This window comes from Dactylosporangium sp. NPDC049742, from assembly GCF_040674675.1.
Lineage (GTDB): Bacteria > Actinomycetota > Actinomycetes > Mycobacteriales > Micromonosporaceae > Dactylosporangium > Dactylosporangium maewongense.
On sequence record NZ_JBFANF010000038.1, the window covers coordinates 44,693 to 69,768 of the forward strand.

Annotated in this window: 20 protein-coding genes; 12 read left to right on the forward strand and 8 right to left on the reverse strand. The window is 71.9% G+C overall.

Going from position 1 to position 25,076, the window contains the following annotated elements; genetic code table 11:
- Positions 1 to 15: 15 nt before the first annotated feature.
- The gene (locus AB0J72_RS36445) at positions 16 to 1,068 is read left to right on the forward strand and encodes an alpha/beta hydrolase (protein WP_363407052.1); all 1,053 of its coding nucleotides are present in this window, start codon (positions 16 to 18) and stop codon (positions 1,066 to 1,068) included.
- Here AB0J72_RS36445 and AB0J72_RS36450 read toward each other — a convergent pair.
- Together AB0J72_RS36450 and trmB are read right to left on the reverse strand one after the other, a co-directional pair.
- Complete coding sequence (locus tag AB0J72_RS36450) at positions 1,065 to 3,581, reverse strand: DUF3516 domain-containing protein (protein ID WP_363407055.1); 2,517 nt, start codon at positions 3,579 to 3,581, stop codon at positions 1,065 to 1,067. The two genes, AB0J72_RS36445 and AB0J72_RS36450, sit on opposite strands and share 4 nt — an antisense overlap.
- Positions 3,578 to 4,225 carry a tRNA (guanosine(46)-N7)-methyltransferase TrmB gene (trmB, locus tag AB0J72_RS36455; RefSeq protein WP_363407058.1) on the reverse strand — a complete coding sequence of 216 codons (648 nt, stop codon included), beginning with the start codon at positions 4,223 to 4,225 and terminating at the stop codon, positions 3,578 to 3,580. The genes AB0J72_RS36450 and trmB overlap by 4 nt, the downstream gene beginning before the upstream one ends.
- A 60-nt stretch (positions 4,226 to 4,285) precedes the next feature.
- On the opposite strand from trmB, the gene AB0J72_RS36460 reads away from it, so the two are divergent.
- Positions 4,286 to 4,768, forward strand: a complete 483-nt coding sequence (locus AB0J72_RS36460; RefSeq protein WP_363407061.1) for a cupin domain-containing protein — start codon at positions 4,286 to 4,288, stop codon at positions 4,766 to 4,768.
- Here AB0J72_RS36460 and AB0J72_RS36465 read toward each other — a convergent pair.
- The gene (locus tag AB0J72_RS36465) at positions 4,765 to 6,207 is read right to left on the reverse strand and encodes an aminopeptidase P family protein (protein WP_363407064.1); all 1,443 of its coding nucleotides are present in this window, start codon (positions 6,205 to 6,207) and stop codon (positions 4,765 to 4,767) included. The two genes, AB0J72_RS36460 and AB0J72_RS36465, sit on opposite strands and share 4 nt — an antisense overlap.
- A gap of 86 nt (positions 6,208 to 6,293) precedes the next feature.
- Between AB0J72_RS36465 and asnB the strand changes: the two genes are divergently transcribed.
- The 6 genes from asnB (at position 6,294) to AB0J72_RS36495 (ending at position 13,748) form a co-directional block, all read left to right on the forward strand.
- On the forward strand, positions 6,294 to 8,252 hold the full coding sequence (gene asnB / locus AB0J72_RS36470) for an asparagine synthase (glutamine-hydrolyzing) (protein WP_363407067.1): 1,959 nt from the start codon (positions 6,294 to 6,296) through the stop codon (positions 8,250 to 8,252).
- A 54-nt stretch (positions 8,253 to 8,306) separates the two neighbouring features.
- On the forward strand, positions 8,307 to 9,503 hold the full coding sequence (locus tag AB0J72_RS36475; RefSeq protein ID WP_363407070.1) for an ATP-binding protein: 1,197 nt from the start codon (positions 8,307 to 8,309) through the stop codon (positions 9,501 to 9,503).
- Between the two features lie 12 nt (positions 9,504 to 9,515).
- A complete protein-coding gene (locus AB0J72_RS36480) occupies positions 9,516 to 10,442 on the forward strand; it encodes a PfkB family carbohydrate kinase (RefSeq protein WP_363407073.1) in 927 nt (308 codons plus the stop codon).
- Positions 10,443 to 11,938: 1,496 nt separating this feature from the next.
- The gene (locus AB0J72_RS36485; protein WP_363407076.1) at positions 11,939 to 12,667 is read left to right on the forward strand and encodes a hypothetical protein; all 729 of its coding nucleotides are present in this window, start codon (positions 11,939 to 11,941) and stop codon (positions 12,665 to 12,667) included.
- Between the two features lie 62 nt (positions 12,668 to 12,729).
- Positions 12,730 to 13,257, forward strand: coding sequence for a YbhB/YbcL family Raf kinase inhibitor-like protein (locus AB0J72_RS36490; RefSeq protein ID WP_363407079.1), 528 nt, complete (start codon positions 12,730 to 12,732; stop codon positions 13,255 to 13,257).
- 164 nt (positions 13,258 to 13,421) lie between these two features.
- The gene (locus AB0J72_RS36495; protein ID WP_363407082.1) at positions 13,422 to 13,748 is read left to right on the forward strand and encodes a hypothetical protein; all 327 of its coding nucleotides are present in this window, start codon (positions 13,422 to 13,424) and stop codon (positions 13,746 to 13,748) included.
- A gap of 35 nt (positions 13,749 to 13,783) precedes the next feature.
- On the opposite strand, the gene AB0J72_RS36500 is transcribed toward AB0J72_RS36495, so the two are convergent.
- Positions 13,784 to 14,143, reverse strand: a complete 360-nt coding sequence (locus AB0J72_RS36500) for a VOC family protein (protein ID WP_363407085.1) — start codon at positions 14,141 to 14,143, stop codon at positions 13,784 to 13,786.
- A gap of 154 nt (positions 14,144 to 14,297) precedes the next feature.
- On the opposite strand from AB0J72_RS36500, the gene acnA reads away from it, so the two are divergent.
- Complete coding sequence (gene acnA, locus AB0J72_RS36505) at positions 14,298 to 17,066, forward strand: aconitate hydratase AcnA (protein WP_363407088.1); 2,769 nt, start codon at positions 14,298 to 14,300, stop codon at positions 17,064 to 17,066.
- 92 nt (positions 17,067 to 17,158) lie between these two features.
- Here acnA and AB0J72_RS36510 read toward each other — a convergent pair whose 3' ends face one another.
- Both AB0J72_RS36510 and AB0J72_RS36515 read right to left on the reverse strand, forming a co-directional pair.
- Complete coding sequence (locus AB0J72_RS36510; RefSeq protein WP_344502962.1) at positions 17,159 to 17,593, reverse strand: peptidoglycan-binding domain-containing protein; 435 nt, start codon at positions 17,591 to 17,593, stop codon at positions 17,159 to 17,161.
- A gap of 193 nt (positions 17,594 to 17,786) precedes the next feature.
- The gene (locus AB0J72_RS36515; RefSeq protein ID WP_363407091.1) at positions 17,787 to 20,966 is read right to left on the reverse strand and encodes an Hsp70 family protein; all 3,180 of its coding nucleotides are present in this window, start codon (positions 20,964 to 20,966) and stop codon (positions 17,787 to 17,789) included.
- A 101-nt stretch (positions 20,967 to 21,067) separates the two neighbouring features.
- On the opposite strand from AB0J72_RS36515, the gene AB0J72_RS36520 reads away from it, so the two are divergent.
- Together AB0J72_RS36520 and AB0J72_RS36525 are read left to right on the forward strand one after the other, a co-directional pair.
- Positions 21,068 to 22,021, forward strand: coding sequence for a quinone oxidoreductase (locus tag AB0J72_RS36520; RefSeq protein WP_363407094.1), 954 nt, complete (start codon positions 21,068 to 21,070; stop codon positions 22,019 to 22,021).
- A gap of 83 nt (positions 22,022 to 22,104) precedes the next feature.
- The gene (locus tag AB0J72_RS36525) at positions 22,105 to 22,491 is read left to right on the forward strand and encodes a hypothetical protein (RefSeq protein ID WP_363407097.1); all 387 of its coding nucleotides are present in this window, start codon (positions 22,105 to 22,107) and stop codon (positions 22,489 to 22,491) included.
- Between the two features lie 113 nt (positions 22,492 to 22,604).
- Here the strand turns inward: AB0J72_RS36525 and AB0J72_RS36530 are convergent, their stop codons facing one another.
- Both AB0J72_RS36530 and AB0J72_RS36535 read right to left on the reverse strand, forming a co-directional pair.
- Positions 22,605 to 23,501, reverse strand: a complete 897-nt coding sequence (locus AB0J72_RS36530; RefSeq protein ID WP_363407100.1) for an RIO1 family regulatory kinase/ATPase — start codon at positions 23,499 to 23,501, stop codon at positions 22,605 to 22,607.
- 169 nt (positions 23,502 to 23,670) lie between these two features.
- The gene (locus AB0J72_RS36535; protein ID WP_363407103.1) at positions 23,671 to 24,318 is read right to left on the reverse strand and encodes an HAD family hydrolase; all 648 of its coding nucleotides are present in this window, start codon (positions 24,316 to 24,318) and stop codon (positions 23,671 to 23,673) included.
- 141 nt (positions 24,319 to 24,459) lie between these two features.
- Between AB0J72_RS36535 and AB0J72_RS36540 the strand changes: the two genes are divergently transcribed.
- Entirely contained in the window at positions 24,460 to 25,035 is a 576-nt protein-coding gene (locus tag AB0J72_RS36540) for a helix-turn-helix domain-containing protein (RefSeq protein ID WP_360566156.1), read from the forward strand.
- Positions 25,036 to 25,076 lie beyond the last annotated feature (41 nt).

Below are 25,076 nucleotides of genomic sequence, written 5' to 3' on the forward strand. Positions count from 1 at the left end.
CGTACAGTTCTCGGCATGACGCTGATGCTGATCGCCCCCGCCGCCATCGCCGCCCTCGCCACCGCCCCCCTCGCCGTCCGGGCGGTCCTCAAGCACCGCCGCGCCGCCGAGGCGCGCATCACCAGCCCCGCCGGCATCGTCGAGGGCCGCTACGTCACCATCGGCGGCGTCGAGCAGTGGCTGCAGATCCGCGGCGAGGACCGGGCCAACCCGGTGCTGCTCGTCGTGCACGGCGGCCCCGGCTCGCCCTACTCGGTGTTCACCGCCGCGCTCCGCGAGTGGGAGAAGCACTTCACGGTCGTGCACTGGGACCGCCGCGGCTGCGGCCGGACCTTGCGCCGCAACGGCGCACCCGCCCCGGAGGAGCTCACCTTCGAGCGGATGGTCACCGACGGCATCGAGGTCGCCGAGCACGTCCGCGCCCACCTCGGCAAGGACAAGGTGATCCTGATGGCCGGCTCGATGGGCACGATCGTCGGCCTGCCGATGGCACGGCAGCGGCCCGACCTGTTCAGCGCCTATGTCGGCACCGACTTCTACGTGAACATGGTCGACAACGAGCGCCAGGGCCGGCTCGACACCCTGGAGCGGCTGCGCGCCGCGGGCAACAAGCGGGGCGTGGCCACCCTCGAGGCGCTCGACGCCGACCCGCGCACCTGGGACGTCAAGGCATGGGGCCGGCGCATGCAGTGGTCGATGGGCACCGACCCGTCCAACCCCAACGGTGGCCTGAAGAAGCTCTTCTCGCTGCTGCTGACGAAGCCCGACTACTCACTGCTGGACGTGGTCGCCTGGCTGAAGGGTTTCGCGGCGGTCCGGGACGCGATGTTCACCCAGTTCATGCGCTTCGACGCCCGGGCCGAGGGCACCCGGCTGGAGATCCCGTTCCACCTGTTCCAGGGCGCGCAGGACGTGGTCACCCTGACCGGTCCCGCGGTGGAGTACTTCGCCGAGGTCGACGCCCCGGCGAAGTCCCTGGTCCTGATCGACGGCGCGTCGCACTTCGCCGCCTTCACCCACCCCGCGGAGTTCCTGGCGGCGCTCCGTACGACCACCGCCGACGCCTAAGCGTCGGACATGGGTCCTACGGCCGTGACCCTGATCGCCGCGAACCCCGTGGCGTCGGACTCGGCGAGATCCACCTCGGCGGTGATGCCCCAGTCGCGGTCGCCGGCCGGGTCGTCGAAGATCTGGCGCACGAACCACCGGTCCGGCTTCTGCTCGATGACGAGCAGGGCCGGACCTCTGGCGTCCGGGCCGACGCCGAGCGAGTCGTACTCGTCGAAGTAGTCCTCGATCGCGTCCTGCCAGTCGTCGGCGGTGAACCCGTGCTCGCCGTCGAGCTCCCCCAGCTCGTCGAAGCGGCGCAGCGCGGCCAGCTCGACCCGGCGGAAGAGCGCGTTGCGGACCAGGACGCGAAACGCGCGCAGGTTGCGGGTGACGGCCGGCGGGCGGTCGTCGAGCACCAGCTTCTCGTCCTCGGCCCCCGGGTTGCGCAGCCGCTCCCACTCGTCGATGAGGCTGGAGTCGACCTGCCGGACGAGCTCGCCGAGCCACTCGATGATGTCGGTGAGCTCCTCGGTACGGGCGTCCTCGGGGACCGTCTGGCGCAGCGCCTTGAACGCGTCCGCCAGGTACCGCAGCACGAGGCCCTCGGAGCGGGACAGGCTGTAGAAGTTGACGTACTCGACGAACGTCATGGCCCGCTCGTACATGTCGCGGACCACCGACTTCGGGCTGACCTGGTAGTCGGCGACCCACGGGTGGCCCTGCTTGTACAGGTTGTACGCGTTGTCGAGCAGCTCGTCGAGGGGCTTCGGGTGGGTGACGGTGTCGAGCAGCTCCAGGCGCTGCTCGTACTCGATGCCCTCGGCCTTCATCGCGGCGACGGCCTCGCCGCGGGCCTTGAACTGCTGCGCGGACAGGATCTGCCGCGGGTCGTCGAGCGTCGACTCGATCACCGACAGCACGTCCAGCGCGTACGCGGGCGCGTCCCGGTCGAGCAGCTCGATCGCGGCGAGGGCGAACGGCGACAGCGGCTGGTTGAGGGCGAAGTCCATCTGCAGGTCGACGGTGAGCCGGACCCGCCGGCCCTCCTCGTCGGGCTCGGCGAGCTGCTCGACCACGCCGCCGGCGAGCAGCGCCCGGTAGATCGCGATCGCCCGGCGGATCAGGCGGCGCTGCGAGTGGACGTCCTCGTGGTTCTGCGTGAGCAGGTGCCGCATCGCGGCGAACGCGTCGCCGGGGCGGCTGATCACGTTGAGCAGCATCGCGTGCGACACGTGGAAGCTGGAGCGCAGCGGCTCGGGTTCGGCGTCGACGAGCCGGTCGAACGTGGGCTTGCCCCAGCCGATCGAGCCTTCCGGCGGCTTCTTGCGTACGACCTTGCGCCGCTTCTTCGGGTCGTCGCCGGCCTTCGCCAGGGCCCGCTCGTTGTCGATGACGTGGTCGGGCGCCTGCACGACGACGGTGCCGATCGTGTCGAACCCGGCGCGGCCGGCCCGGCCGGCGATCTGGTGGAACTCCCGCGCGTACAGCAGCCGGGTCTTCTGCCCGTCGTACTTGGACAGCGCGGTGAACAGCACCGTGCGGATCGGCACGTTGATGCCCACGCCCAGGGTGTCGGTGCCGCAGATGACCTTCAGCAGCCCGGCCTGGGCGAGGGTCTCGACGAGGCGGCGGTACTTGGGGAGCATCCCGGCGTGATGGACGCCGATCCCGTGCCGGACGAGCCGCGACAGGGTCTTGCCGAAGCCCGCCGTGAACCGGAACCGGCCGATCGCCTCGGCGATCATGTCCTTCTCCGCGCGGGTCGACACGTTGATGCTCATCAGCGCCTGCGCCCGCTCCAGGGCGGCGGCCTGGGTGAAGTGCACGATGTAGACCGGTGCCTGCTTCGTGCTGAGCAGCTCCTCGATCGTCTCGTGCAGCGGGTCCATCGAGTAGCTGAACATGAGCGGCACGGGCCGTTCGGCGTTCTTCACCACGGCGGTCGGCCGGCCGGTGCGCGCCGTCAGGTCGTCGACGAACCTGGTGACGTCGCCGAGCGTCGCCGACATCAGCACGAACTGCGCCTGCGGCAGCTCGATCAGCGGCACCTGCCACGCCCAGCCGCGGTCGGGCTCGGCGTAGAAGTGGAACTCGTCCATGACTACGACGCCGACGTCGGCGGTCGCGCCGTCGCGCAGCGCGATGTTGGCGAGGATCTCCGCCGTGCAGCAGATGATGGGCGCGTCGGCGTTGACGGACGCGTCGCCGGTGAGCATGCCGACGTTCTCGGCGCCGAACATCGCGACGAGGGCGAAGAACTTCTCCGACACCAGCGCCTTGATCGGCGCGGTGTAGAAGGTGGTCCGGTCGGTGGCGAGGGCGGCGAAGTGCGCCCCGGCGGCGACGAGGCTCTTGCCGGAGCCGGTGGGCGTGGACAGGATCAGGTTCGCCCCGGAGACGATCTCCATCAGGGACTCTTCCTGGTGCGGGTACAGCTCCAGGCCCTGCTCCATGGCCCACTCCGCGAACGCGTCGAAGACCGTGTCCGGGTCGCCTCCCCGGGGGACCCGGGCGGCCAGTCCGGCGCTCATGACTTCACGAAGATCAGGTCGGCGGGCGCGCGGCCGGCGTCCAGGGCGCGCTGCTCGAACTTCGTGACCGGCCGGTGGGACGGCCGCGGCGCGTAGCCGTCGTGGCGGTTGGTCAGGTTCGCGGCGTTCGTCAAGGTCTCCAGCATCCACTCCGCGTAGCCGGCGTCGTCGGTGGCGCAGTGCAGCAGCCCGCCGGTGCGCAGCTTCGCGGCCAGGAGCCCGGCGTTGGCGGGCTGGATCAGGCGGCGCTTGTGGTGCCGGGCCTTCGGCCACGGGTCGGGGAAGAACACGTGCACCGCGTCCAGGGACCCGTCGGGGATGTGCTCCCGGCACAGGTCGAGGGCGTCGACGCTGACCACGCTCAGGTTCGCCAGGCCGCGCTGCTCGATGTTGGCGAGGAGGTTCGCCACGCCCGGCGTGTGGATCTCGACCGCCAGGTAGCGCCGGCCGGGGTCCGCGGCGGCCATCTCGAGGGTCGCCTCGCCCATCCCGGACCCGATCTCCAGGACGTCGACCCGGTCCCCCGGGGTGAACCCGTACGCGGTGGTGAGGCGCTCGAGGGCGTCGAAGTGCCGACCACTGAGCCGCCCCCGGCGCGGGTGATATGTCCGGATGGGCTTGCGGACGCGCTCGATGGTCTTCACGGGGTCAACAGCCTACCTGGCTTCGTCGAGGTCGCACCGGGTGCACCGTATTGTGGACGTATGTCCTATCCACCGCCGTACTACCTCGGGCCAACCGGCGAGCTGTCGGCCACCTACCGCCCCGCGGCGACGCCGCCCGAGTTCACCTACGCGAACGGCAACACGGTGCACTACCTGGCCACCGGCGCGACGACGCACGGGCAGTTCGGCCTGTACCGGTGGGAGATGGGCCCGCAGCCGAGCGGCCCGGACCCGCACTACCACCGCTCGATCTCCGAGTCGTTCTACATCCTGTCGGGCTCGGTCCGCATCTACGACGGCAAGGAGTGGATCACCACGCGGCCCGGCGACTGGGTGCACGTGCCCGAGGGCGGCATCCACGCGTTCCGCAACGAGTCCGGCGAACCCGCCTCCATGCTGCTGCACTTCTCCCCCGGCGCGCCGCGGGAGGCCTACTTCGAGGGCCTCCCGCACCTGTCCAGCCTGACCGCGCTGGAGCGCGACGAGTTCATGCTCGCCCACGACACGTTCTGGCTGGACTAACCCGGCAGGCGGGGGCCTGCCTCGCGCTGGGCGGCGAGCCACGACTCGACGGCGTCCGGGGAGCGGGGCAGGGCCTCCGACATGACGACGGCGCCGGTCGGGGTGACCAGGACGTCGTCCTCGATGCGGACGCCGATGCCGTGCAGCTCGGCGGGGACGAGCTCGTCGTCGGGCTGGAAGTACAGGCCCGGCTCGACGGTCAGCACGTACCCCGCGTCGAGGACACCCTCGCGGTAGCGCTCCTTGCGGGCCTCGCCGCAGTCGTGCACGTCCAGGCCGAGCATGTGCCCGAACCCGTGCAGCGTCCAGCGCCGGTAGAAGATGCACGCCGGGTCCATCGCCTCGTCGACGCTGACCGGCAGGATGCCCAGGTCGGCGAGGCCCTCGGCGAGGACCCGCATGCAGGCCTGGTGCACGTCGTCGAACCTGGTGCCGGCCCGGATCACGTCGATGCCGGCCTGCTGGGAACGGAAGACCAGGTCGTAGACCTGGCGCTGCAACGGGGTGAACGTGCCGTCGACCGGGACGGTGCGGGTGACGTCGGCGGTGTACAGGTTGCGGTTCTCCACGCCCATGTCCATGAGCAGCAGGTCGCCGGGGCGGGTCCGGCCGTCGTTGCGGGTCCAGTGCAGGATCGCGGCGTGGGCGCCGTTGCCGACGATGGAGCCGTAGCCGACGGCGTTGCCGTCGTGGCGGGCGCGCAGGTTGAAGACGCCGTCGATGAGGCGCTCGCTGACCGGGCGGTCGGCGGGCAGGATGCGGGCGACGTCCTCGAAGCCGCGGGTCGTCGCGTCGATCGCGTCCTGCAGCTGCTCGATCTCCCAGGCGTCCTTCACGAGGCGGAGCTCCGCCAGCACCGTGGCCAGCTCGGCGTCACGGGCCGGGTGCGCCGACCGGACCGCCCCGTCGACCGTGGGGTCGAACCCCCGCAGCACCCGGGTGCGCCCGGGCGCGGCGTCGTCGAGCGCGGCGGCGAGCGTGTCGAGGTGCGCGGTCTGCAGCTGCAGCTCGGTCGCCTTCTCCGCGAGGGTGTGCCGGCGGCCGATCCACAGCTCGCCGTGGTTGCGGTCGCGGAAGAACTCGTCGGTGTCGCGGGGCGAGCGGGGGCGCACGTAGAGGATCGCGTCGTGCCCGCCGTGGGTGGGGTGCAGCACGAGGACCGCGTCGGGGTCGTGCTCGCCGGTCAGCCACGCGTGGTCGGTGCCGGGGCGGAACGGGTGGTACGTGTCGTTGGAGCGCACCTTGTCGACGCCGGTCGGGATGACGATCGTCTCACCGGGGAAGGCCGCGGACAGCTCGGCCCGGCGCTTGGCGTGGTCCGGCGCCTCCGGCCGGGGCGACACGTCAAGGGTCGAGTCGCGCCAGCCGGTGCGCATGAACTCGATGAACCGGTCCGGGAAATCCGGATCGTGCGACTGGCCACCCGCGTTCTCGTCCATCTCCGCCCGTCCTATCGCTGCGAATTCGTGCTCCTCCTGCGACGGTACCGCGTGCGAGACTTTCTCCTGAACGAGCGGAGGGACGGATGGCTGGGCTGCTCACCTTCGTCAGCGCCCGCGGGCGGGCGGCGGCGCACCGGGACGCGGTCGTCGACGCGCTGGAGCTGCTGCGCCACCGCGGACCTGACGACACCAACGTAGTCGTCACCGACGACGTGGTGTTCGGGGCCGACCGGCTCGCCGTGCGGGACCTCACCGGCGGGCGGCAGCCGATGTCGTTCCCGCCGATGGGCGTGACCCGCGGGCGGTACCTCATCGTCTTCGACGGCGCCGTCCACAACGCCGACGAGCTGCGCGCGGAGCTGGTCGAGGACCGGGGCGCCGACTTCGCCACCGAGTCGGAGGCCGAGGTCATCCTCGCCGCGTACCACCACTGGGGGCCGAGCGCGGTCAGCCGGCTGCGCGGCATGTTCGCGTTCGTCATCTGGGACGGTTCGGCGAGGCGCGCCTTCGGCGCGCGCGACCCGTATGGCATCCGCCCGCTGTACCAGCTGACCACCGACGACGGCGTCTACCTGGCGTCCGAACGCAAGGCCCTGCTGCCCTTCGTCGCCGAGGAGCGCCGCCGCCTGGTCGACCCGGCCAACCTGCAGCACTACCTGACGATGCAGTACGTGCCGGAGCCGTCCACCCTGCACCCCGACATCCGGCGGCTGGGCGCGGGCGAGTCGTTCGTCTACACGCCCGGCGGCCCCCTCGCGAACCGCCGCTACGGGCAGCTGGACCTGCGCCCCACCCCGACCGGCGACGAGGACGGCCTGATCCGGCGGATCACCTCGGCGCTGCGCGACAGCGTCCAGGCGCACCTGCGGGCCGACGTGCCGGTGGGCGCCTTCCTGTCCAGCGGCATCGACTCGACGGCCCTGGTGGCGCTCGCGGCCGAGGTCGATCCGGCGATCCGGACATATACGGTTGGCTACGATGTGGCGCAGTTTTCCGAGCTGGAGGTGGCGGCGCAGTCCGCCCGCGCGCTCGGGGTGCCCAACGTGCCGCTGGAGGTCGGCCCGGCGGACCTGATGCGGGCGCTGCCGCGGATCGTCTGGCACCTCGACGACCCGGTCGCCGACCCGGCGCTCGTCCCGCTGTTCCTGCTCGCGGAGCGCGCCGCCCGGGACGTCACCGTGGTCCTCGGCGGCGACGGCGCCGACGAGCTCTTCGGCGGCTACCCGATCTACCGGGAGCCGCTGTCCCTCGCCGGCGTCAGCCACCTGCCCGACACCATGCAGCGCGGCCTGCGGGCGGTGTCGCGGGTGATCCCGCAGGGCGTGAAGGGCAAGAGCTTCCTGGAGCGCGGCACCACGCCGATCGAGGAGCGCTACTACGGCAACGCGCGGGTCTTCACCGAGGAGGAGAAGGCGGCGCTGCTGCGGCACTACACGGCGGACATCAGGCACACCGACGTCACCGCGCCGGTCTTCAAGGAGGCCAGCGCCCTCGACGACGTCACCACGATGCAGTACATCGACCTGTACACGTGGCTGCGCGGCGACATCCTGGTCAAGGCCGACCGCATGACGATGGCGCACGGGCTGCAGCTGCGCACGCCCTTCCTGGACCGGGCCGTGTTCGAGGTCGCCTCGACGCTGCCGAGCGACCTGAAGGTGCCGCCGCGCTCGCGCACCCAGTCGCCGGTGACGAAGGCGGCGCTGCGCCGGGCCCTGGCCGGGGTCGTGCCGGACCCGATCGTCAACCGCGCGAAGCTCGGCTTCCCGGTGCCGATCCGGCCGTGGCTGCGCACCGAGATGCACGACTGGGCGCACGGCCTGCTCGACTCGTCGGGCGCCGGCGACCTCATCGACCTCGACGTGGTGCGCGGCCTGCTGAAGGCGCACCGCAAGAAGGAGGCCGACCACTCCCGCAAGATCTGGACGGTGCTGGTCTTCTGCATGTGGCACGCCGTGTTCGTCACGGAGACCGTCAAACCCGTGATCCCCTCGGCGGTGTCGCACTCCGTCGCCGACGGCCTGGGGTTAGATCCCTGGTGATCTTCACGCCGCACACTGTTCGCCGTGCTGGCAGGCGCTTAGCGTCGGTAGACGATGCTGCTCAAGTTCAGGCTCCAGAACTCCCGCTCGGTCCGTGACATCCAAGAGCTGACACTGCTCTCGGGCCCCGACGGCGGTTTCGGCGTGCCGTTGCGCTCCGGCTGTTCTGGTGCACCTGGCCCTTCGCGCTCGTCCGCCGCTCAGGGTTCCGCCGGCTCCCCACGTACCGCCGGATCCCCGGACAACAGCGTCGGGGCGCTGCGGGTGTCGCCGCTGTGCGGGGTGTTCGGCCCGACCGCCGCCGGCAAGTCGACCATCCTGCGCGCCCTGTCCACGATGCGGTCCCTCGCCGTGTCCGGCAGCGACGTCCACGACGCCACGCAACGCTTCGAGCCGTTCCAGCTCGACCCGGCCGCCCGCCTGCTGCCGACCCGGTTCGAGATCGAGTTCCTGCTCGACGGCGTCCGGTACGTCTACGGCTGCGCCTACAAGCGCGACGAGATCGCCGGCGAGTGGCTGCACGCCACGGACCGCGACCGGCGGCGGGTCTGGTTCGAGCGGGACCGCACCGGCATCCGCTGCCTGCCCGAGGCCCGCCTCGACCACCTCGCCGCCGCCTGCCCACCCGCCGTCACGCTGCTGTCACTCGGCGCCGACGTGGAGCATCCGTGGCTCGCCCCGATCGCCGCGTGGCTGTTCGGCATCCGGACCGTCCGCCTCGCCCCCGGCACCCGGCTCGCCGGCGGCCTGGCCCACCTCTCCGACCGGTGGAGCGAGCAGCTGACGCTCCTGGTCAGCCACGCGGACCTCGGCGTCGTCGGCGTCGAGCGCGACCTGCTCCGGCTCGTCCACGCCGGCCGCTCCGGCTCGGTCCCCCTCGGCGGCTGGGCCGAGTCCGACGGCACCATCGCCTGGCTCGACCTGCTCGCCGCCCTGCTGCCGATGCTGGAACGCGGCGGCGTGCTGCTCGTCGACGACCTGGACACCGCCGTGCATCCCGACCTCGCCGCCGAGGCGCTCCGCCTGCTCCGCGACCGCGACCTCAACCCGGCCAGGGCGCAGCTGGTCTTCACCGCACGCACCCCGTTCGGCCCCGGCAGCGACGGCCTGCCCGTCCTGGACCCGGAGCAGATCTGGTACGTCGCCAAGGACTCCGACGGCGCCACCGTCCTCAGCCGCGCCCCCTCCGCCACCCAGCTCGGCCCCGGCGACCTCGCCCGCGAACTCTGGCTGGCACGTCAGCCGAAGTGATGTACTGGCGCGATGACGGGACATGCGGTGGTCATCGGTGAAGCCCTGGTCGACCTGCTGGAGACCACCACCGGCGACGGCCAGATCGTCTACCACCCCGCCATCGGCGGCGCCCCGCTCAACGTCGCCGTCGGCATCGCCCGCCTGGGCGCCGCCAGCGAGTTCGCGGGCTCCGTCGGCGACGACCCCTGGGCCACCCGCATCGTCGACTTCCTCACCGCCACCGGCGTCGGCACCCGCGGCGTGGCCACCGTCCCCGGCGTCGCCACCACCCTCGCCGTGACCACCTTCCGCGGCATCGAACCGACCTTCCGCTTCTACGGCGACCCGCCCTCCTACGCCCTCCTGTCCCCCGCCGACCTGTCGATCGCCCTCGTCAGCGCCGCCGGGCTGCTGTACTGCGGCTCGATGTGCCTGCTCAGCCCGCCCGTCCTGGCCGCCGCCCGCGCGGCCTGGGCCACCCCCGGCCCGATCCGCGTCTTCGACCCCAACGTCCGCCCGGTCGTCGGCGTCGACCCCGACGTGGTGGCCGAGTTCGCCGCGACCGCCGACCTGGTCAAGCTCAGCTCCGCCGACGCCGCCGCCCTCTGGGGCGAGTCCCCCGAGCACGCCGCCGGCCGCCTGCTCGACCTGGGCGCCGGCGCGGTCGTGGTGACCAACGGCGCGGAGGGCGCCCTCGTCGCCCACGCCGGCGCCACCGTCCGCGTCCCAGCCCCCACCGTCACCGCCGTCGACGCCACCGGCGCGGGCGACGCCACCATGGCAGCCTTGTCCTGGGGCATCCTCACCAAGGGCCTCCCCACCACCCTTGACGGCTGGGCGGACCTCACCCGGGTCGCGGTCCACGTCGCCGCCCTGGTCTGCGAATCCCGCGGCGGCGCGGTCTCGATGCCCACCGTGGCCGCCCTGCAGGCCCGCTTCCCCACCCTGCCCCTGTAACCCACCGCGTCGGCGCTCCCGCCCGCCGCCGTTCCGCGGGCCGCTTGCCGTTCCGCGCGGCGCTCGCCGTTCCGCGGCCTGGCAGCCCGCAGTACGGCGTTCCGCGGGCTTGCCGGCCGTAGGACGGTGTCCGCACGCATGGCGATGGCCGGTCCTGTCCGTGATGACGACGCGGGGATGCCCGGCGCCACGGGTTTCGCCGTCCACGACAGCGGGCGCTGGACACGACCATCGCCGCCCTTCGACAGCTCACGCCGGGCGGCCCGCATCGCACGCTGGACACGACCGTCGCCGCCCTTCGACAGCTCACGCCGGGCGCCCCGCCTCGCACGCAGGCGGCTTCCCAAGCCCGCCACCCGCCCAACCTGCGCCCGCCACCGTCCCGCCCACGTTCCCCGCCGCCCCGATTCAGCCCGATCCGGCCCGACCCAGCCCAGCGCGACCCGCCACCGACCCGACCCGCACCCGCCCGACCCACGCCACCCATCTCCCCGACCCAGCCCAGCGCGACCCGCCACCGACCCGACCCGCACCCGCCCGACCCACGCCACCCATCGCCCCGACCCAGCCCAGCGCGACCCGCCGCCGAACCGACCCGCACCCGCCGCCGCCCGACCCACGCCACCCATCGCCCCGGCCGCGCCCACGCTCACCGCCGACCCGACCCGCACTCGCCCCCAGCCCAGCCCGCCCGCCCGCGCCACCATTCGGCTCGACCCACGCTCACCGCCAGCCCGGCCGACCCGGCCCACGCCACCATCGGCCCGGCCTGGCCCACCCGCAGCTGACGGCACCCGCCCTCGTCACCCGCCCGACCCACGGCCGCCACCCGTCCGACCCAGCCCGATCCAGCCCAATCCGCCTCGACCCGCGCCCGGCGCCGGCTACGCCCAGCCCACGCTCACCGTCAGCCCGGTCCGACACGCGGACGCCGCCGGCCCAGTCCGCACTCGCCACCCGTCCGGCCCACACCCCAATACCCCCGCCAGCCCCTTGACCCGCGAACACGGCACGATCACCAGGCGCGGCGAGCGCGACGAGCGGCGCGCGACGGGCGCGGGCGACGGGCGGCGGGCGACGGGCGCGGGCGACGGGCGGCGGGCGAGGGCGACGGGCGGCGGGCGATCGTTCAGGGAAGCGTGGTCGGAGATCTCGATGACGTGGCCGGATGCTGCCGGCGGGGGCTGCCTCACCAGCAGCAAGATCGGCGACTGGCCCGAGCGCGTCGCCGGGGCGCGGTTCGGGTTGTCGGTTCAGGGCGACGCGCGTGGCGGCGCCAGGGTTACGCGCGCGGGTGCGGGCGGCTGCGCTGGGTCGGGGTGGCGGCGGGGGTGGCTGGGGCAAGGCGGTGGTCGATGGAAACGGGTGAGTGGCGCCGGGCGTTCCGCTGTACAGCACGCTACTTCATGCCACCAAATCGTGGTTTCGCAGCGCGATGGCTGCGTTGCCCAATGTTACTCATGTCGGCCGATGCGGTTGTTCGTACACTGGCCGGTGTGACGTCGGAGCAGCTCGGCCGCTATGTGCGTGGGAGCAGGATCGCGGCTGGGGTTGTCGCGTTGGTGCTGGTGGGGCTGCGGGTCGGGTACGAGTTCGGGGTGACCGAGGCGCGGACGCCGACGTGGCTGGCGGTGACGTTGCTGCTGGCGCCGGTCGTGCTGCTCAGCGGGGCGTTCGTGGGGTTCGGGATCGTGCTGCGGCCGGTGATGCAGCCGCCGCCCGCGGCGTTGCGGGTGCGCGGGGACGCGTTCGTCGTGCCGGGGTCCCCGGTCTGGTCGGGGCGGGCGACGATGGCGTGGGCGCTGCTCGGCACGTTGTTCCTGGAGAGCGACCCGAGCGCACCGGTCGAGTTGCGGGTCACGTTGAACGCGGTCGCCGTGCTGCTCATCGGGCTGGCCGCGGTGCCGTTGCTGCGGGGGCCGCGGATCGTCTTCAGCCCCGACGGCCTCACGATCCGCGCGGGTGGCAGCCGGCGGGTCCGCTGGGACGACCTCGTACAGGTGCCGCAGCGACCACTGCCGCTCACCGTGCGCAGCCCGAAGCTGGCGCTCAGCATCCGGCGGCCGGGGCGGCATGAGCCTGGCTGGTTGCTGGTGCCGCTGGAGCTGCTGGCGGTCGAGCCGGTGTTCCTCGGATCGGTGGTCGAGCACTACGTGGAGCATCCGGACCGGCGGGCGGCGATCGGGACCGAGGCGGAGTACGCGAGGCTGACCGGCGTCACTTGAGCCGCCTGGTCGTTGGGTAAGAGGATCTGGTTAGGAGCCATCCCAGCACTAGGAGAGTGCGCATGACCGACCGACCCCGCCCCCCGTCGCCGTACGACTTCCTGCCCGCGGTGCCGGCGTTCGCGTTGACCAGTGAGGACCTGACCGAGGGCGGCACGCTGCCCGACGCGCAGGTCTACGAGCGCGGCAACACCTCGCCCCACCTGAGCTGGTCGGGGTTCCCGGCCGGGACGAAGAGCTTCGCGTTGACCTGCTACGACCCGGACGCGCCGACGGGCGGCGGGTTCTGGCACTGGATCGTGTACAACCTGCCGGCGGACGCGACCGAGCTGCCGACGGGTGCCGGCACGGGTGACAAGGACGGCCTGCCGGACGAGGCGATCCACGCCCGCAACGACTACGGCACCCGGGACTTCGGCGGTGCGGCACCGCCGCCGAAGGACGCGCCGCACCGGTACTTCTTCGCGGTGCACGCCCTGGACGTGGACGCCCTGGAGATCGGCGCCGACGCGGCGGCGAACGTCGTCGGGTTCAACGTGGTCGCGCACACGATCGCCCGGGCCGTGCTGGTGGCCGAGTTCGGGTTCTGACGCAAGGTGGCACCGCCCGCGCGCCGGCAAAGCACGCGGGCGGTACACAAGAACGCCCTCGCCACGTGGCAAGCGACGGCAAGGGTCCTGCAAGACCGATCCCACACAGTGGTCGGGTGGATCCCCTACTCCTTGTCCGGCGCGTGCCGGCACACCGCCTCGCCGTGACTCGGCGCATCACCGCCCACTGGGGCACGCCGGCCACGTCCGGGGTGCAGTGGTGGGAGCTGGTCGATCCGGTCTCCGACGACGAGCAGCCCGCCGCCGCGCTCGCCGCGGTCCGCCCCGACGGGGCCACGGTCAAGCTGATCCGTCTCGCCGCGCCGCCGGGGCGGCACGACCTCGCGGTGCAGGTCCTGCAGGGGCTCGTCGACGCGCTCCGCGCGGGTGAGGCGGAGCGGCTCGCCGCGGAGTTCCCCCCGAACGGCCACGACCTGCTGCGCCAGGCCGGCTTCCAGCAGGATGCCGGCGGGTGGGCCGTCGATCTCTAAAAAGAGATCGGAAAAATCCGACAAATCGGAAAGGTCTAAAAAGCGACAAGCGGCTGCAAGAACTCCAACCGGTTCCCGTGCGGGTCGAAGGTGTGGAACCGCCGGTACCCGGGCAGCTCGTCGCTCCACGTCACCTGGTGGCCGGCCGCGGACAGCCGCGCGGCGAGCGCCGGCAGGTCGGGCCAGAGCAGCCCTGGGTGAGCCTTGCGCGCCGGCGTGAACGGCGTCTCCACCCCGAGGTGCAGCTCGATGCCATGCCCGCGGAACCAGCAGCCACCCCTGTCGGCGAGCGCCGGCGGTTTCGGCACCACGGCGAGGCCGAGCAGGTCACTGTAGAAGGCGATCGACACCGCCTCGGAGCCCGCCGGGCAGGCGAGTTGGGCGTGGTGAATCATGTTTCACAGCTTGGTACACGCTTGCGGGTATAACAAGACGGACGTACGGTTTTCTTGCTGGACGACGGTTGACGACGGTTGACGACGACCGGGCGTCCCACTTGCGGAAGACTTGCCGTGAGACACCCGCCTGATGACTTGAGGGAGCAACGCCGTGGCGAGCCTCGACACGTTCGGAGCCAAGAGCCAGCTGAGCGTCGGTGACGCCAGCTACGAGATCTTCAAGGTCGACAAGGTCGAGGGCGCCGAGCGCCTGCCCTACAGCCTGAAGATCCTCCTTGAGAACCTGCTGCGCACCGAGGACGGCGCCAACATCACCGCCGAGCACATCCGTGCGCTCGGTGGCTGGGACGCCACCGCGGAGCCCAGCGTGGAGATCCAGTTCACCCCCGCCCGGGTACTGATGCAGGACTTCACCGGCGTCCCGTGCGTCGTCGACCTGGCCACCATGCGCGAGGCCGTCGTCGAGCTCGGCGGCGACCCGACCCGCGTGAACCCGCTCGCCCCCGCCGAGCTGGTCATCGACCACTCGGTCATCGCCGACCTGTTCGGCCGGCCGGACGCCTTCGAGCGCAACGTCGAGCTGGAGTACGGCCGCAACAAGGAGCGCTACCAGTTCCTGCGCTGGGGCCAGACCGCGTTCAACGAGTTCAAGGTCGTGCCCCCGGGCACCGGCATCGTGCACCAGGTCAACATCGAGTACCTGGCGCCGGTCGTCATGCCCCGCAAGGGCCAGGCCTACCCGGACACGGTCGTCGGCACCGACTCGCACACCACGATGGTCAACGGCCTGGGCGTCGTCGGCTGGGGCGTCGGCGGCATCGAGGCGGAGGCCGCGATGCTCGGCCAGCCCGTGTCGATGCTGATCCCGCGGGTCGTCGGCTTCAAGCTCAGCGGCGAGCTCCCCGAGGGCTGCACCGCCACTGACCTGGTGCTCGTCATCACCGAGAAGCTGCGCAAGCACGGCGTCGTCGGCAAGTTCGTCGAGTTCTACGGCCCCGGCGTCAGCGCCGTCCCGCTCGCCAACCGCGCCACGATCGGCAACATGAGCCCCGAGTACGGCTCGACCGTCGCGATCTTCCCGATCGACGACGAGACGATCAAGTACCTGCGCCTCACCGGCCGCGACGAGGCCCAGGTCGCGCTCGTCGAGGCGTACGCCAAGGAGCAGGGCCTCTGGCACGACCCGGCCGCCGAGCCGGACTACTCCGAGCGGCTCGAGCTGGACCTGTCCACCATCGAGCCCTCCCTCGCGGGCCCGAAGCGGCCCCAGGACCGGGTGCCGCTGAAGAGCGCCAAGCCGTTGTTCCGAGGTGTACTGGGTGACTACGTCGCCGACGGTGGCATCGAGGGCCCGGCCGACGAGGCGAGCGCCGAGTCCTTCCCGGCCAGCGACCCGCCCGCCAACCACCTGCAGACCAACGGCGACAAGCCGCACGACCTCGTCTCGGCCGCCCGCGGCGCCAACGGGCGCCAGTCGAAGCCGGTGAAGGTCGGCGACTTCGAGCTCGACCACGGCGCCGTCGTCATCGCCGCGATCACCTCCTGCACCAACACGTCCAACCCGCAGGTCATGATCGGCGCCGGCCTCCTGGCCCGCAACGCCGTCGAGCGGGGCCTCACCGTCAAGCCGTGGGTGAAGACCACCCTGGCGCCCGGCTCGAAGGTCGTCACCGACTACTACGAGCGGGCGGGGCTCACCGCGTACCTCGACAAGCTCGGCTTCAACCTCGTCGGGTACGGCTGCACGACCTGCATCGGCAACTCCGGCCCGCTGCCCGAGGCGGTGAGCGCCGCCGTCAACGAGCACGACCTCAGCGTCGTGTCGGTGCTGTCCGGCAACCGTAACTTCGAGGGCCGCATCAACCCCGACGTGAAGATGAACTACCTCGCGTCTCCGCCGCTCGTCGTCGCGTACGCCCTCGCCGGCACCATGGACCTGGACCTCACCAGCGAGCCGCTCGGCACCGGCTCCGACGGCCAGCCCGTGTACCTCCGCGACATCTGGCCCACGCCGAAGGAGGTCGAGGACACCATCGCCGCGGCGATCGGCAGCGACCTGTACAACTCCCGCTACGCCGACGTGTTCGCCGGCGACGAGCAGTGGCAGTCGCTGCCCACGCCGACCGGCTCCACGTTCGAGTGGGACGCCGAGTCGACGTACGTGCGGAAGCCCCCGTACTTCGAGGGCATGGCCACCTCGCCGGCCCCGGTCTCCGACATCAGCGGCGCCCGGGTCCTGGCGAAGCTCGGCGACTCGGTCACCACCGACCACATCTCCCCCGCCGGCTCGATCAAGGCCGACTCCCCCGCGGGCAAGTACCTCGCCGCGCACGGCGTGGACCGCAAGGACTTCAACTCGTACGGCTCCCGGCGCGGCAACCACGAGGTGATGATCCGCGGCACGTTCGCGAACATCCGCCTGCGCAACCAGCTCGCCCCCGGCACCGAGGGCGGCGTCACCGTCAACCACCTCACCGGTGAGCAGACGACCATCTACGACGCCTCCGTCGCGTACGCCGAGTCCGGCACCCCGCTGGTCATCCTGGCCGGCAAGGAGTACGGCTCGGGCTCGTCCCGCGACTGGGCCGCGAAGGGCACCGCCCTGCTGGGCGTCCGCACCGTCATCGCCGAGAGCTACGAGCGCATCCACCGCTCCAACCTCATCGGCATGGGCGTCCTGCCGCTGCAGTACCCGCAGGGCCAGAACGCCGAGTCCCTGGGCCTCACCGGCACCGAGACCTTCACGGTCACCGGCGTCGAACAGCTCAACGACGGCACCACCCCCCGCACCGTCAAGGTCACCACCGACACCGGCACCGAGTTCGACGCCGTCGTCCGCATCGACACCCCCGGCGAGGCGGACTACTACCGCCACGGCGGCATCCTCCAGTACGTCCTCCGCAAGATGATCGAGGCGTAACCAGAGGCTCCAACGCGACGGGCCGGCCACCACCACGGTGACCGGCCCGCCCTCTTGCCGTCGCTGCGATCGCACCGGCATCGCCTCGATCGTCAGTACACGTGGCGGCAGTTCGCGTCCCGCCCGTTGAACCACAGCATCCGATACGACGTATCGATCCCGAACACGCCGTCGACGGCGGCGCCTTCGAGTTTCTGGATTCGGCGCAGCGCGTCCTCCGTGATCGGCCCGAAGTCCCCGTCGGATTTGACCTCCTGAGGGAATCCGATCGACCTGAGCCACGCGCCGTAGCAGACGCGGATCGCCTCCTGCAGGATGATGACTCCGTCGGTCCGGTGACCGCGCTGCATCCAGCACCGGTAGTCACCCGTCGAGGAGGAGGGCCGGTAGATCGAGGTCCGGACGTAGCTCGTGCACACCGGCACCGCCGCAGCCGCCGGCTCCGCGAGCAGCACCACGCTCCCGGCGGCCCCGATGACCAGCGCCGCGGCCAGCGACGCGACTCGTTGACGAACGTTGATATTCACATTCAGCATTGTCGTTGCCCGGACCGGTCGCTACCGCCCGCGCAGACAAACCGGCCGATTCCGGCTGTCGCCACGCTTCGGCCGAGGACAGGCCCGGTGCCCGAGTGCCCGCGAAGTCACGGGTGCCGCCGGTGTCCGCCGTGCCCGCTCCCGGCTGCCCCGCGAGCGGACACGGACTGCGAACGCCTCGGGGTCAGCTGGGGATGGTGTAGCGCTGGACGACGCGGGTGTCGGGGTTGAGGGCGACGACCGTGTTGTCCGTCATCGAGACCTCCTGGAGGATGTCGTCCTTGGCGAGGTCGGCGGTGCCGACGATCTTGTTGTCGGCGACGTTGACGATCGCGACCTGGACGGCGGAGGCCGCGTTGCGGAAGCTGACGATGGCGACCCGGCCGGCGGCGCAGGCGGCGACGTCATGGGCGTCGAGGCTCTGGCCGAGGTAGAACTGGTTGTTGCCGTTGGCCGGGTCGATGACCGCGCCCTCGCCGATCTCGCCGGACGAGCCGAAGCCGCCGATCAGCTTGCCGCCGACCACGGCCCACTCGCCGTCGCTGGTGATGAGGCTCTTGCCGTCGGCGGGCGGGGTCTTGGTCCACTTGGCCGTGCCGTCGGCGGTGCCGATGGCGACGATGGCGTCCTTCGACGACGACAGCTCGGCCTGCACGCAGACGAGCTTCTCGCCGCAGGGGCGGACGTCGCCGATCTTGGTGCCGGCGGTGGCTTTGTACCGCCACTTCTCCTTCATGTCGGCCAGGCCATAGGCGACGAGCTGGTTGCCGTCGCTCTCAGGTTTGACCATCGCCAGGTCGTTGTAGACGGTCCACAGCTCGTCACCCATGGAGATGGCGCCGGTCGCCTTGACCTTGCCCGAGTTGAGATCGATCGTGCTCGCCTTGTCGCCGTCCTGGAGCTGCACGGCCACCGTGGTGTCGGCCGTGAGCGACTGCTGATACGGCACAGGATCGCTGAACGACACCGAGTAGGTCGGGACGATCACGTCGGCCGGCGACCCGGCGGCGGCCCAGCGCTGCGCGGGGCGCACCGCACGGGCGCCGTGCATGTAGTACTCCTTGGCACCGGCGTGCGACCAGCGGGTCTTGCCGTCAAGCAGGTTGATGCGCTCGATCGCGGTGGCGTTGAAGCCGCGGAACTCGGTGATCGCGTCGGTGCCGATGTACAGCGCGTCGATGCGGTCGATGTAGGGACCGATCCACTTCTGGGTGCCGCTCGCGATGTCGACGACGGCGCGGCTGCTCTTCTTCTCCGCCTGCTTGACGTCCTCCTCGCCGTCGACGATGAGGAGGCCACCCACGACGGTGAGGTGCACCTTCTTCGGCTCCATCCCGAGCTGGACCCGGAACTTCTGGCCGCCGATGGCCTCATAGCCGACGACGTCGGTCGAGCCGACGCTGACCGCCGCCGTGAAGATCATGCCGTTGCCGGCCACCGCGGCGACGGCGCCCTCGCTCGGCAGGGTGATCGGCGTCCCCGACCTGAGCCCCTGGATCTTCGGGTCCTTGACGGTGCCGTTGTCGTTGGCGGTGGTGTTGTCCGGCAGGCCGTCCTTGACGGACTCGAACTGGTCGCCGATCCAGGTGAAGACCTTGGAGCCGCCCCAGAGGCAGCCGCCGATGAGGGACAGGACGATGACGAGGGCGATCCAGGGGGCGGCGCTGCGGCGGGGGCGGACGATGACCGGTGGGGGTGGGGTGAACGCGGGCTGGCCGCCCGGCGGGAACGGCGTGGCGCCGAAGCCACCCTGACCGGGCGGGCCACCCGGAGCACCGAAGCCGGGACCGCCTGGGCCGCCCGGAGTGCTGAAACCGGGACCGCCCTGGCCCGGCGGGCCGCCTGGGGTGCCGAAACCGGGACCGCCCTGGCCGGGTGGGCCGCCGGGAGTGCTGAAACCGCCGGGGGCGCCGATGCCGGCGGGGACGTCGGGGCGGGCCAGGCCGGGAGCGCCCGCGGGGACGCCGGGAGCGGGCCGGACGCCGGGCGGAGCGGTCGCGCCGAACGCCGCCGGGCCGCCGAAACCGGGCCCGCTGGGACGGCCGCCCTGGTTGGGGACGAAGGCGGCCGGGGACGACGGGGAGGCGGCGTTGAAGGTCTGCGACAAGTTCGCCGGGGAGCCGTAGGCGCCCGGAGAGGTCGGGGACGACGAGCCGCCGATCCCCGCGATCGGGACCGAGAGCGGGTGGGAGGCGGTGCCGCTCGGGGAGACCGGGGTGCCGGAGACCGGGCGGGGGGCCGGGGACTGGCCGCCGTCGAAGAGCTGCTGGGGTGAGGTGGCCACGGCGAGCATGCCGCCATAGGCGACGGGCAGCTCGGGCTGCTCGGGCACGACGGGGGCGACGCCGAAGCGGGCGTGCAGGCGGCTCGCGACGAGCGGGATGCGGGAGGAGCCGCCGACGAGGAAGATGCCGGCGAGCTGGCGGACGTCGACGCCGGCGCGCTCCAGGACGCGGCGGGTCTCGTCGACGGCACGGTCGATGAGGGGGCCGGCGACGCGCTCCAGCTCCTCGCGGGTGATGTGCAGGGCCTCTTCGGTGCCGGGGACGTGGATCGGGGCGGAGGCGGCGCGGGACAGCATCTCCTTCGCGGCGCGGACCTCGGTCCACAGGGCGCGGCGGTCGCGGTGCGCGGCGATGCTGTCAGGGTTGGCGAGGCGCTGCCAGATCTCGGGGTTGCGCAGGCTGATGAGCTGGCCGAGGTGGCCGACGAGAGCCGCGTCGATGTCGACGCCGCCGAGGTCGTCGAGGCCGCCGACGCCGAGGACGCGCAGGCCGCCCGCGCCACCCGCGGCGGCGGGCTCGCGGCGCACCACGGAGACGTCGAGCGTGCCGCCGCCGAAGTCGAACACGGCGAGGGACTGCAGCGGCGCGACCTGCTGGCCGAGGACGCGCAGGCAGTACGTGGCGGCGGCGATCGGCTCGTCGACGAGGACGACCGGGCCGAGGTTGGCGGCGCGGGCCGCCTCCAGCAACACGTTGCGCCGCTGGCCGCCCCAGTCGGCGGGGCAGGTGAGGACGGTGGAGCCGACCGGGTTGACCCCGGCCTGCAGGGACTCGTCGGCGACCCGCTTGAGCAGCGCGGAGAGCATCTCGACGACGGTGACCTCGGTGTCGCCGAGCAGGACCGCGCCCTCATCGACGCTGCGCTTCGGGTAGGGCTCGAAGCGGGACGGGGCCAGCTGGGAGAGCCGCTCCGCGTCGCGGCCGACGGAGAGCTTGCCGCTCTCGTCGGCGTAGATGCCGGACGCCATGACCGGCGACCCGTCGAAGAGCAGCGCGCGCGGGGCGTCGTCACCACGGCGGACGACCGCGACGGTGTGGCAGGTGCCCAGATCGATCGCGAGACGATGGGTCGGCCCCACGCCCTCACCTCCAAAGACCCCGGGATCGTACGGCAGCGGTACGACATTTCCGATCGGCGGTTTGGGGTAGACAGGAAGCCGACACAGAAACGGGAGGGTCGATGCGCGCAGTCGTGTTCGAGCAGTACGGCGACCGGGAGGTCCTGCGGGCGAAGGAAGCCCCGGACCCGCAGCCGGGGCCGGGCGAGGTCCTGGTGCTCGTGGAAGCCAGCGGGGTGAATTTCATCGACGTGTACCAGCGCAGCGGCACCTACCAGGTGCCGCTGCCGTTCGTGCTGGGCAGCGAGGGCGGCGGCACGGTGCTCAGCTTCGGCGACGGGGTGGAGGGCCTCGCCCCCGGCGACCGGGTGGCGTGGACCGGCGTCCCCGGCAGCCACGCGGAGCAGGCCGTCGTCCCGGCGGACCGGCTGGTGCCCGTGCCGGACGGGATCAGCACCGAGCAGGCGGCCGCGGCGATGCTGCAGGGCCTCACCGCGCACTACCTGACCCACGACTCCTACCCGGTGCGCGCCGGGGACACCGTCCTGGTGCACGCCGCCGCGGGTGGGGTCGGGCGCCTGCTGACGAGGATCATCACGCACCTCGGCGGCCGGGTGGTGGCGACCGCCGGCACACCCGCGAAGCGGGAGATCGCCCTCGCCGACGGTGCGGTGCGGGCCGTCCCGTACGACGAGGCCCTGCAAGCCGTCCGCGAGGTCAGCGACGGGGCGGCGGCCGTGTACGACGGCGTGGGCAAGGACACGTTCGACGCCAGTCTCGAGGCGCTCCGCCCGCGCGGCACCCTCGTCCTGTTCGGCGCGGCGAGCGGGAAGGTGCCGCCGGTCGACCCGCTGCGCCTGATGGCGGGGTCCTACATGCTGACCCGCCCCACCCTGGGGCACTTCATCGCGAAGCGGCACGAACTGCTCGAACGCGCCGAAACGCTGTTCGGCTGGATCGCGGACGGCGTCGTCGAGGTGGCCGTCACCGGGAAGTACCCGCTGGACGCCGTACAGGACGCGTACGCCGCGCTCGAGGGGCGGCACTCGACCGGGAAGCTGCTCATTATTCCGTGATCGTGATCTCAAGCGACAGGCCTGCGCGAAGCCGGGAAAAGTCCCCCGACTAGACCATTCAATGGTCAGAGGAGGGGAGCGCGATGAGCCACGTGGCAACGACCCAGCACGGCAGGCACGAGCTGCACACGCACCCGAGCCGCTGGTTCGCGCTGGCGATCATCGCGGTGGCGCAGCTGATGGTGGTGCTGGACGCCACGGTCGTCAACGTCGCGCTGCCGCAGGTCGGCGGTTCGCTCGGCACGGCACTGCTCAACACGGTCGCCATCACGGCCGCCACGTCGTACTTCACGGACCACGCGCCGGCCGGGAACCCGCAGGGCACGCAGCTGGAGGCGATGGTGCACGGCTACGTGACCGCGTTCTGGTGGGGCTCGGCCCTGCTGGTCGCCGCGGCCGTGATCGTCGCCGTCTTCATCAAGGCGGGCAAGGACGACATACCGGCAGAGGGAGCCGTCCACATGGGCTGAGCGAGGTTCGACACCTCGCGCAGACGGAAGCGGCGGACATACCCTCCCCGCCGCTTTCACCCGCGGCCCGCCCGGCCACAAGACCGGGCGGGCCGCGCTTTGAAACCAGACGCTCAGACCCGCATGCCGGCGTCGTGCAGCAGCTCCACGATCAGCGGCTCCGGGTCGACGGGGAAGCCCTTGCCCGTGAACCACTTCGCCATGTTGGCGACGTCCCGGGCCAGGAAGTCCGCCCCCTTCGGGTTGATCACCACGTCGACGATCTGCGGCAGGTCGATGATGACCAGCCGCCCGGCGTGGACGAGGGTGTTGTACGGCGACAGGTCGCCGTGGGCGACGCCGGCGCGGGCGAGGACCCGCAGCGCGTCGACCAGCTGCCACCACAGGTCCGCCAGCAGGTCCAGGTCCGGGCGGGTCTGCGCGAGCCGCGGCGCGGCCGTGCCGTCGTCGTCCCCGATGAACTGCAGCATGAGCTCCGTGCCGAGCAGCTGCACCGGGTACGGGACGCAGACACCCAGCTCCCACAGCTGCGCGAGCGCGCCGAACTCGGCGCTCGCCCACTGGCCGGCGATCGCCTCCCGGCCGAACGCCGTCCGCCCCGCCATGGCCCGGGTGACCCGGGACTCGCGGACCCGGCGGCCCTCCAGGTAACCGGAGTCGCGGTGGAAGAGGCGGTGCTCGGCGGCCCGGTACCGCTTCGCGGCGAGCAGGACCCGCCGGTCGGTGCCGGGGACGCCGCGCTCCACCAGGTGGACGTCGGCTTCCTTACCGGTCTTGAGCACGCCCCGGTCGGTGTCCTTGGCGGCGTGCTCGGTGATCACCCAGTCGGGGAACGGGGCCGGGCCGTGCTGCACGCCGGGCGCGCTCCACGAGGACCAGCCGGTCTCCTCCTCCACGACGTCCCAGGCGGTCTCGCCGGACGGGGAGGAGCGTTTTACGAAAGTCGGTTCGTCGTCGTCGAACTTGCGGCGGCGGCGGGTGGACGTGCCAAAAGAGTCGTTGTCACGCAACGCGAGGTCTCCAGAGTCAAGAGGAAAGCGGAAGTCGGCATGCGAAAACGCGCCGTGACGGCAGCCATGCGAACCAGCCCCCTCTCAACTCGAGACACGAAAACACGAAGACACGAAGACCCTGGGGTCAGATGCACCATCCCGTACCCCCGCGGAAAGCGCAACCGAATTACCGCGACGCCATGACCTCGGCGATCGCGGCGATCACCCCGTCGGCCGTGCGGGTCGGCGCGTAGCGGGGCTCCACCCAGCGGCGGCCCCGGTGCAGCCAGACGCTGCGCATCCCGACGTCCGCGGCACCGCCGATGTCGGCCTCGGGGCTGTCGCCGATGATCCAGGCGCCACCGAGCCGCATCCGCGCCCGCTCCGCCGCGATCGCGAAGATCCGCGGGTTGGGCTTGCGGACGCCGACGTCCTCGGAGATGACCCAGTCCGCGAGGTACCGGTCGAGCCCGGTCTTGCGCAGCTTCTCCTCCTGCTGCCGGGTCTCGCCGTTGGTGACGACGACGGGCACCCAGCCGGCGTCCTCGGCGATCGCGAGGGCGCAGGCGGTCAGCGGGTTGAGCCGGACCCGGGCCATCAGCTCGCCGCGGATCTCCTCGACGAGGTCGATCGCGGCCTCGCGGAGCCCGTACCGCTCCCGGATCCCCTCGGCGACGTCCCACGTCGAACTCATCCCGTCGGCGTCCACGGACAGCAGCCAGTCCAGGTCATATTCGGGCGCGCCGATGCCACGCAGGAAGTCGCCGGCCCATGCGCGGAACGCCCCGGCCCTGTCCAGCAGGGTGTCGTCCAGGGAGAGCAACAACAGGGGCACGCGGGCAGGGTACGTGACCGGAATGACATAAAACAGTGCTCACATTTTCGATGGCCGAGGATCCCCACAGACCGGGGTGAAACGCACCGTTTTCACTGGGCAGTGTGCCAAACCGTATGTACGGCTTGCATAATCGGTCCCGTGCCCAGGGTGAGCCAGGACCAGCTCGACGCACGCCGGAAGGAGATCCTCACCGGCGCGCGGACCTGTTTCGCCCGACACGGCTACGAAGGGGCGACGGTCCGGCGGCTGGAAGAGGAGATCGGCCTGTCCCGCGGCGCGATCTTCCACCACTTCCGGGACAAGGACTCGCTCTTCCTCGCCGTCGCCGAGGACGACGCCGCGACCATGGTAGCCACGGTCGCCGAGCACGGCCTCGTCCAGGTCATGCGGGACCTCCTCGCCCGGGCGGCCACCGAGGACGTCGCCGGGTGGCTCGGCAGCCAGCTGGAGGTGTCGCGGCGGCTGCGCACCGACCCGGAGTTCGCGAAGCGGTGGGCGGCCCGCTCGGAGGCGGTCGCCGAGGCGACCCGCGAGCGGTTGCAGCGCCAGCGGGAGGCCGGCGTGCTGCGCGCCGACGTCCCGATCGCGATCCTCGCGCAGTTCCTCGAGCTGGCCTACGACGGCCTGGTCCTCCACCTCGCGACCGGCCGCCCCGTGCAGGATCTCGAGGCCGTCCTCAACCTGGTCGAGGCCGCCGTCCGAAGGTCGGGATGACATCGGTCACAAGGTTTCCTCAAGTGTCCTTCCGGTGACAG

Excerpts from the sequence above, each read along its gene's own strand:
- AB0J72_RS36480 (WP_363407073.1), top strand. The coding sequence starts at position 9,516 with ATGACGGGACATGCGGTGGTCATCGGTGAAGCCCTGGTCGACCTGCTG.
- AB0J72_RS36445 (WP_363407052.1), top strand. The coding sequence starts at position 16 with ATGACGCTGATGCTGATCGCCCCCGCCGCCATCGCCGCCCTCGCCACC.
- AB0J72_RS36465 (WP_363407064.1), bottom strand. The coding sequence starts at position 6,207 with ATGGACGAGAACGCGGGTGGCCAGTCGCACGATCCGGATTTCCCGGAC.
- AB0J72_RS36520 (WP_363407094.1), top strand. The coding sequence starts at position 21,068 with ATGCGCGCAGTCGTGTTCGAGCAGTACGGCGACCGGGAGGTCCTGCGG.
- AB0J72_RS36525 (WP_363407097.1), top strand. The coding sequence starts at position 22,105 with ATGAGCCACGTGGCAACGACCCAGCACGGCAGGCACGAGCTGCACACG.
- AB0J72_RS36475 (WP_363407070.1), top strand. The coding sequence starts at position 8,307 with ATGCTGCTCAAGTTCAGGCTCCAGAACTCCCGCTCGGTCCGTGACATC.
- AB0J72_RS36490 (WP_363407079.1), top strand. The coding sequence starts at position 12,730 with ATGACCGACCGACCCCGCCCCCCGTCGCCGTACGACTTCCTGCCCGCG.
- asnB (WP_363407067.1), top strand. The coding sequence starts at position 6,294 with ATGGCTGGGCTGCTCACCTTCGTCAGCGCCCGCGGGCGGGCGGCGGCG.
- AB0J72_RS36500 (WP_363407085.1), bottom strand. The coding sequence starts at position 14,143 with ATGATTCACCACGCCCAACTCGCCTGCCCGGCGGGCTCCGAGGCGGTG.
- AB0J72_RS36460 (WP_363407061.1), top strand. The coding sequence starts at position 4,286 with ATGTCCTATCCACCGCCGTACTACCTCGGGCCAACCGGCGAGCTGTCG.
- AB0J72_RS36450 (WP_363407055.1), bottom strand. The coding sequence starts at position 3,581 with ATGAGCGCCGGACTGGCCGCCCGGGTCCCCCGGGGAGGCGACCCGGAC.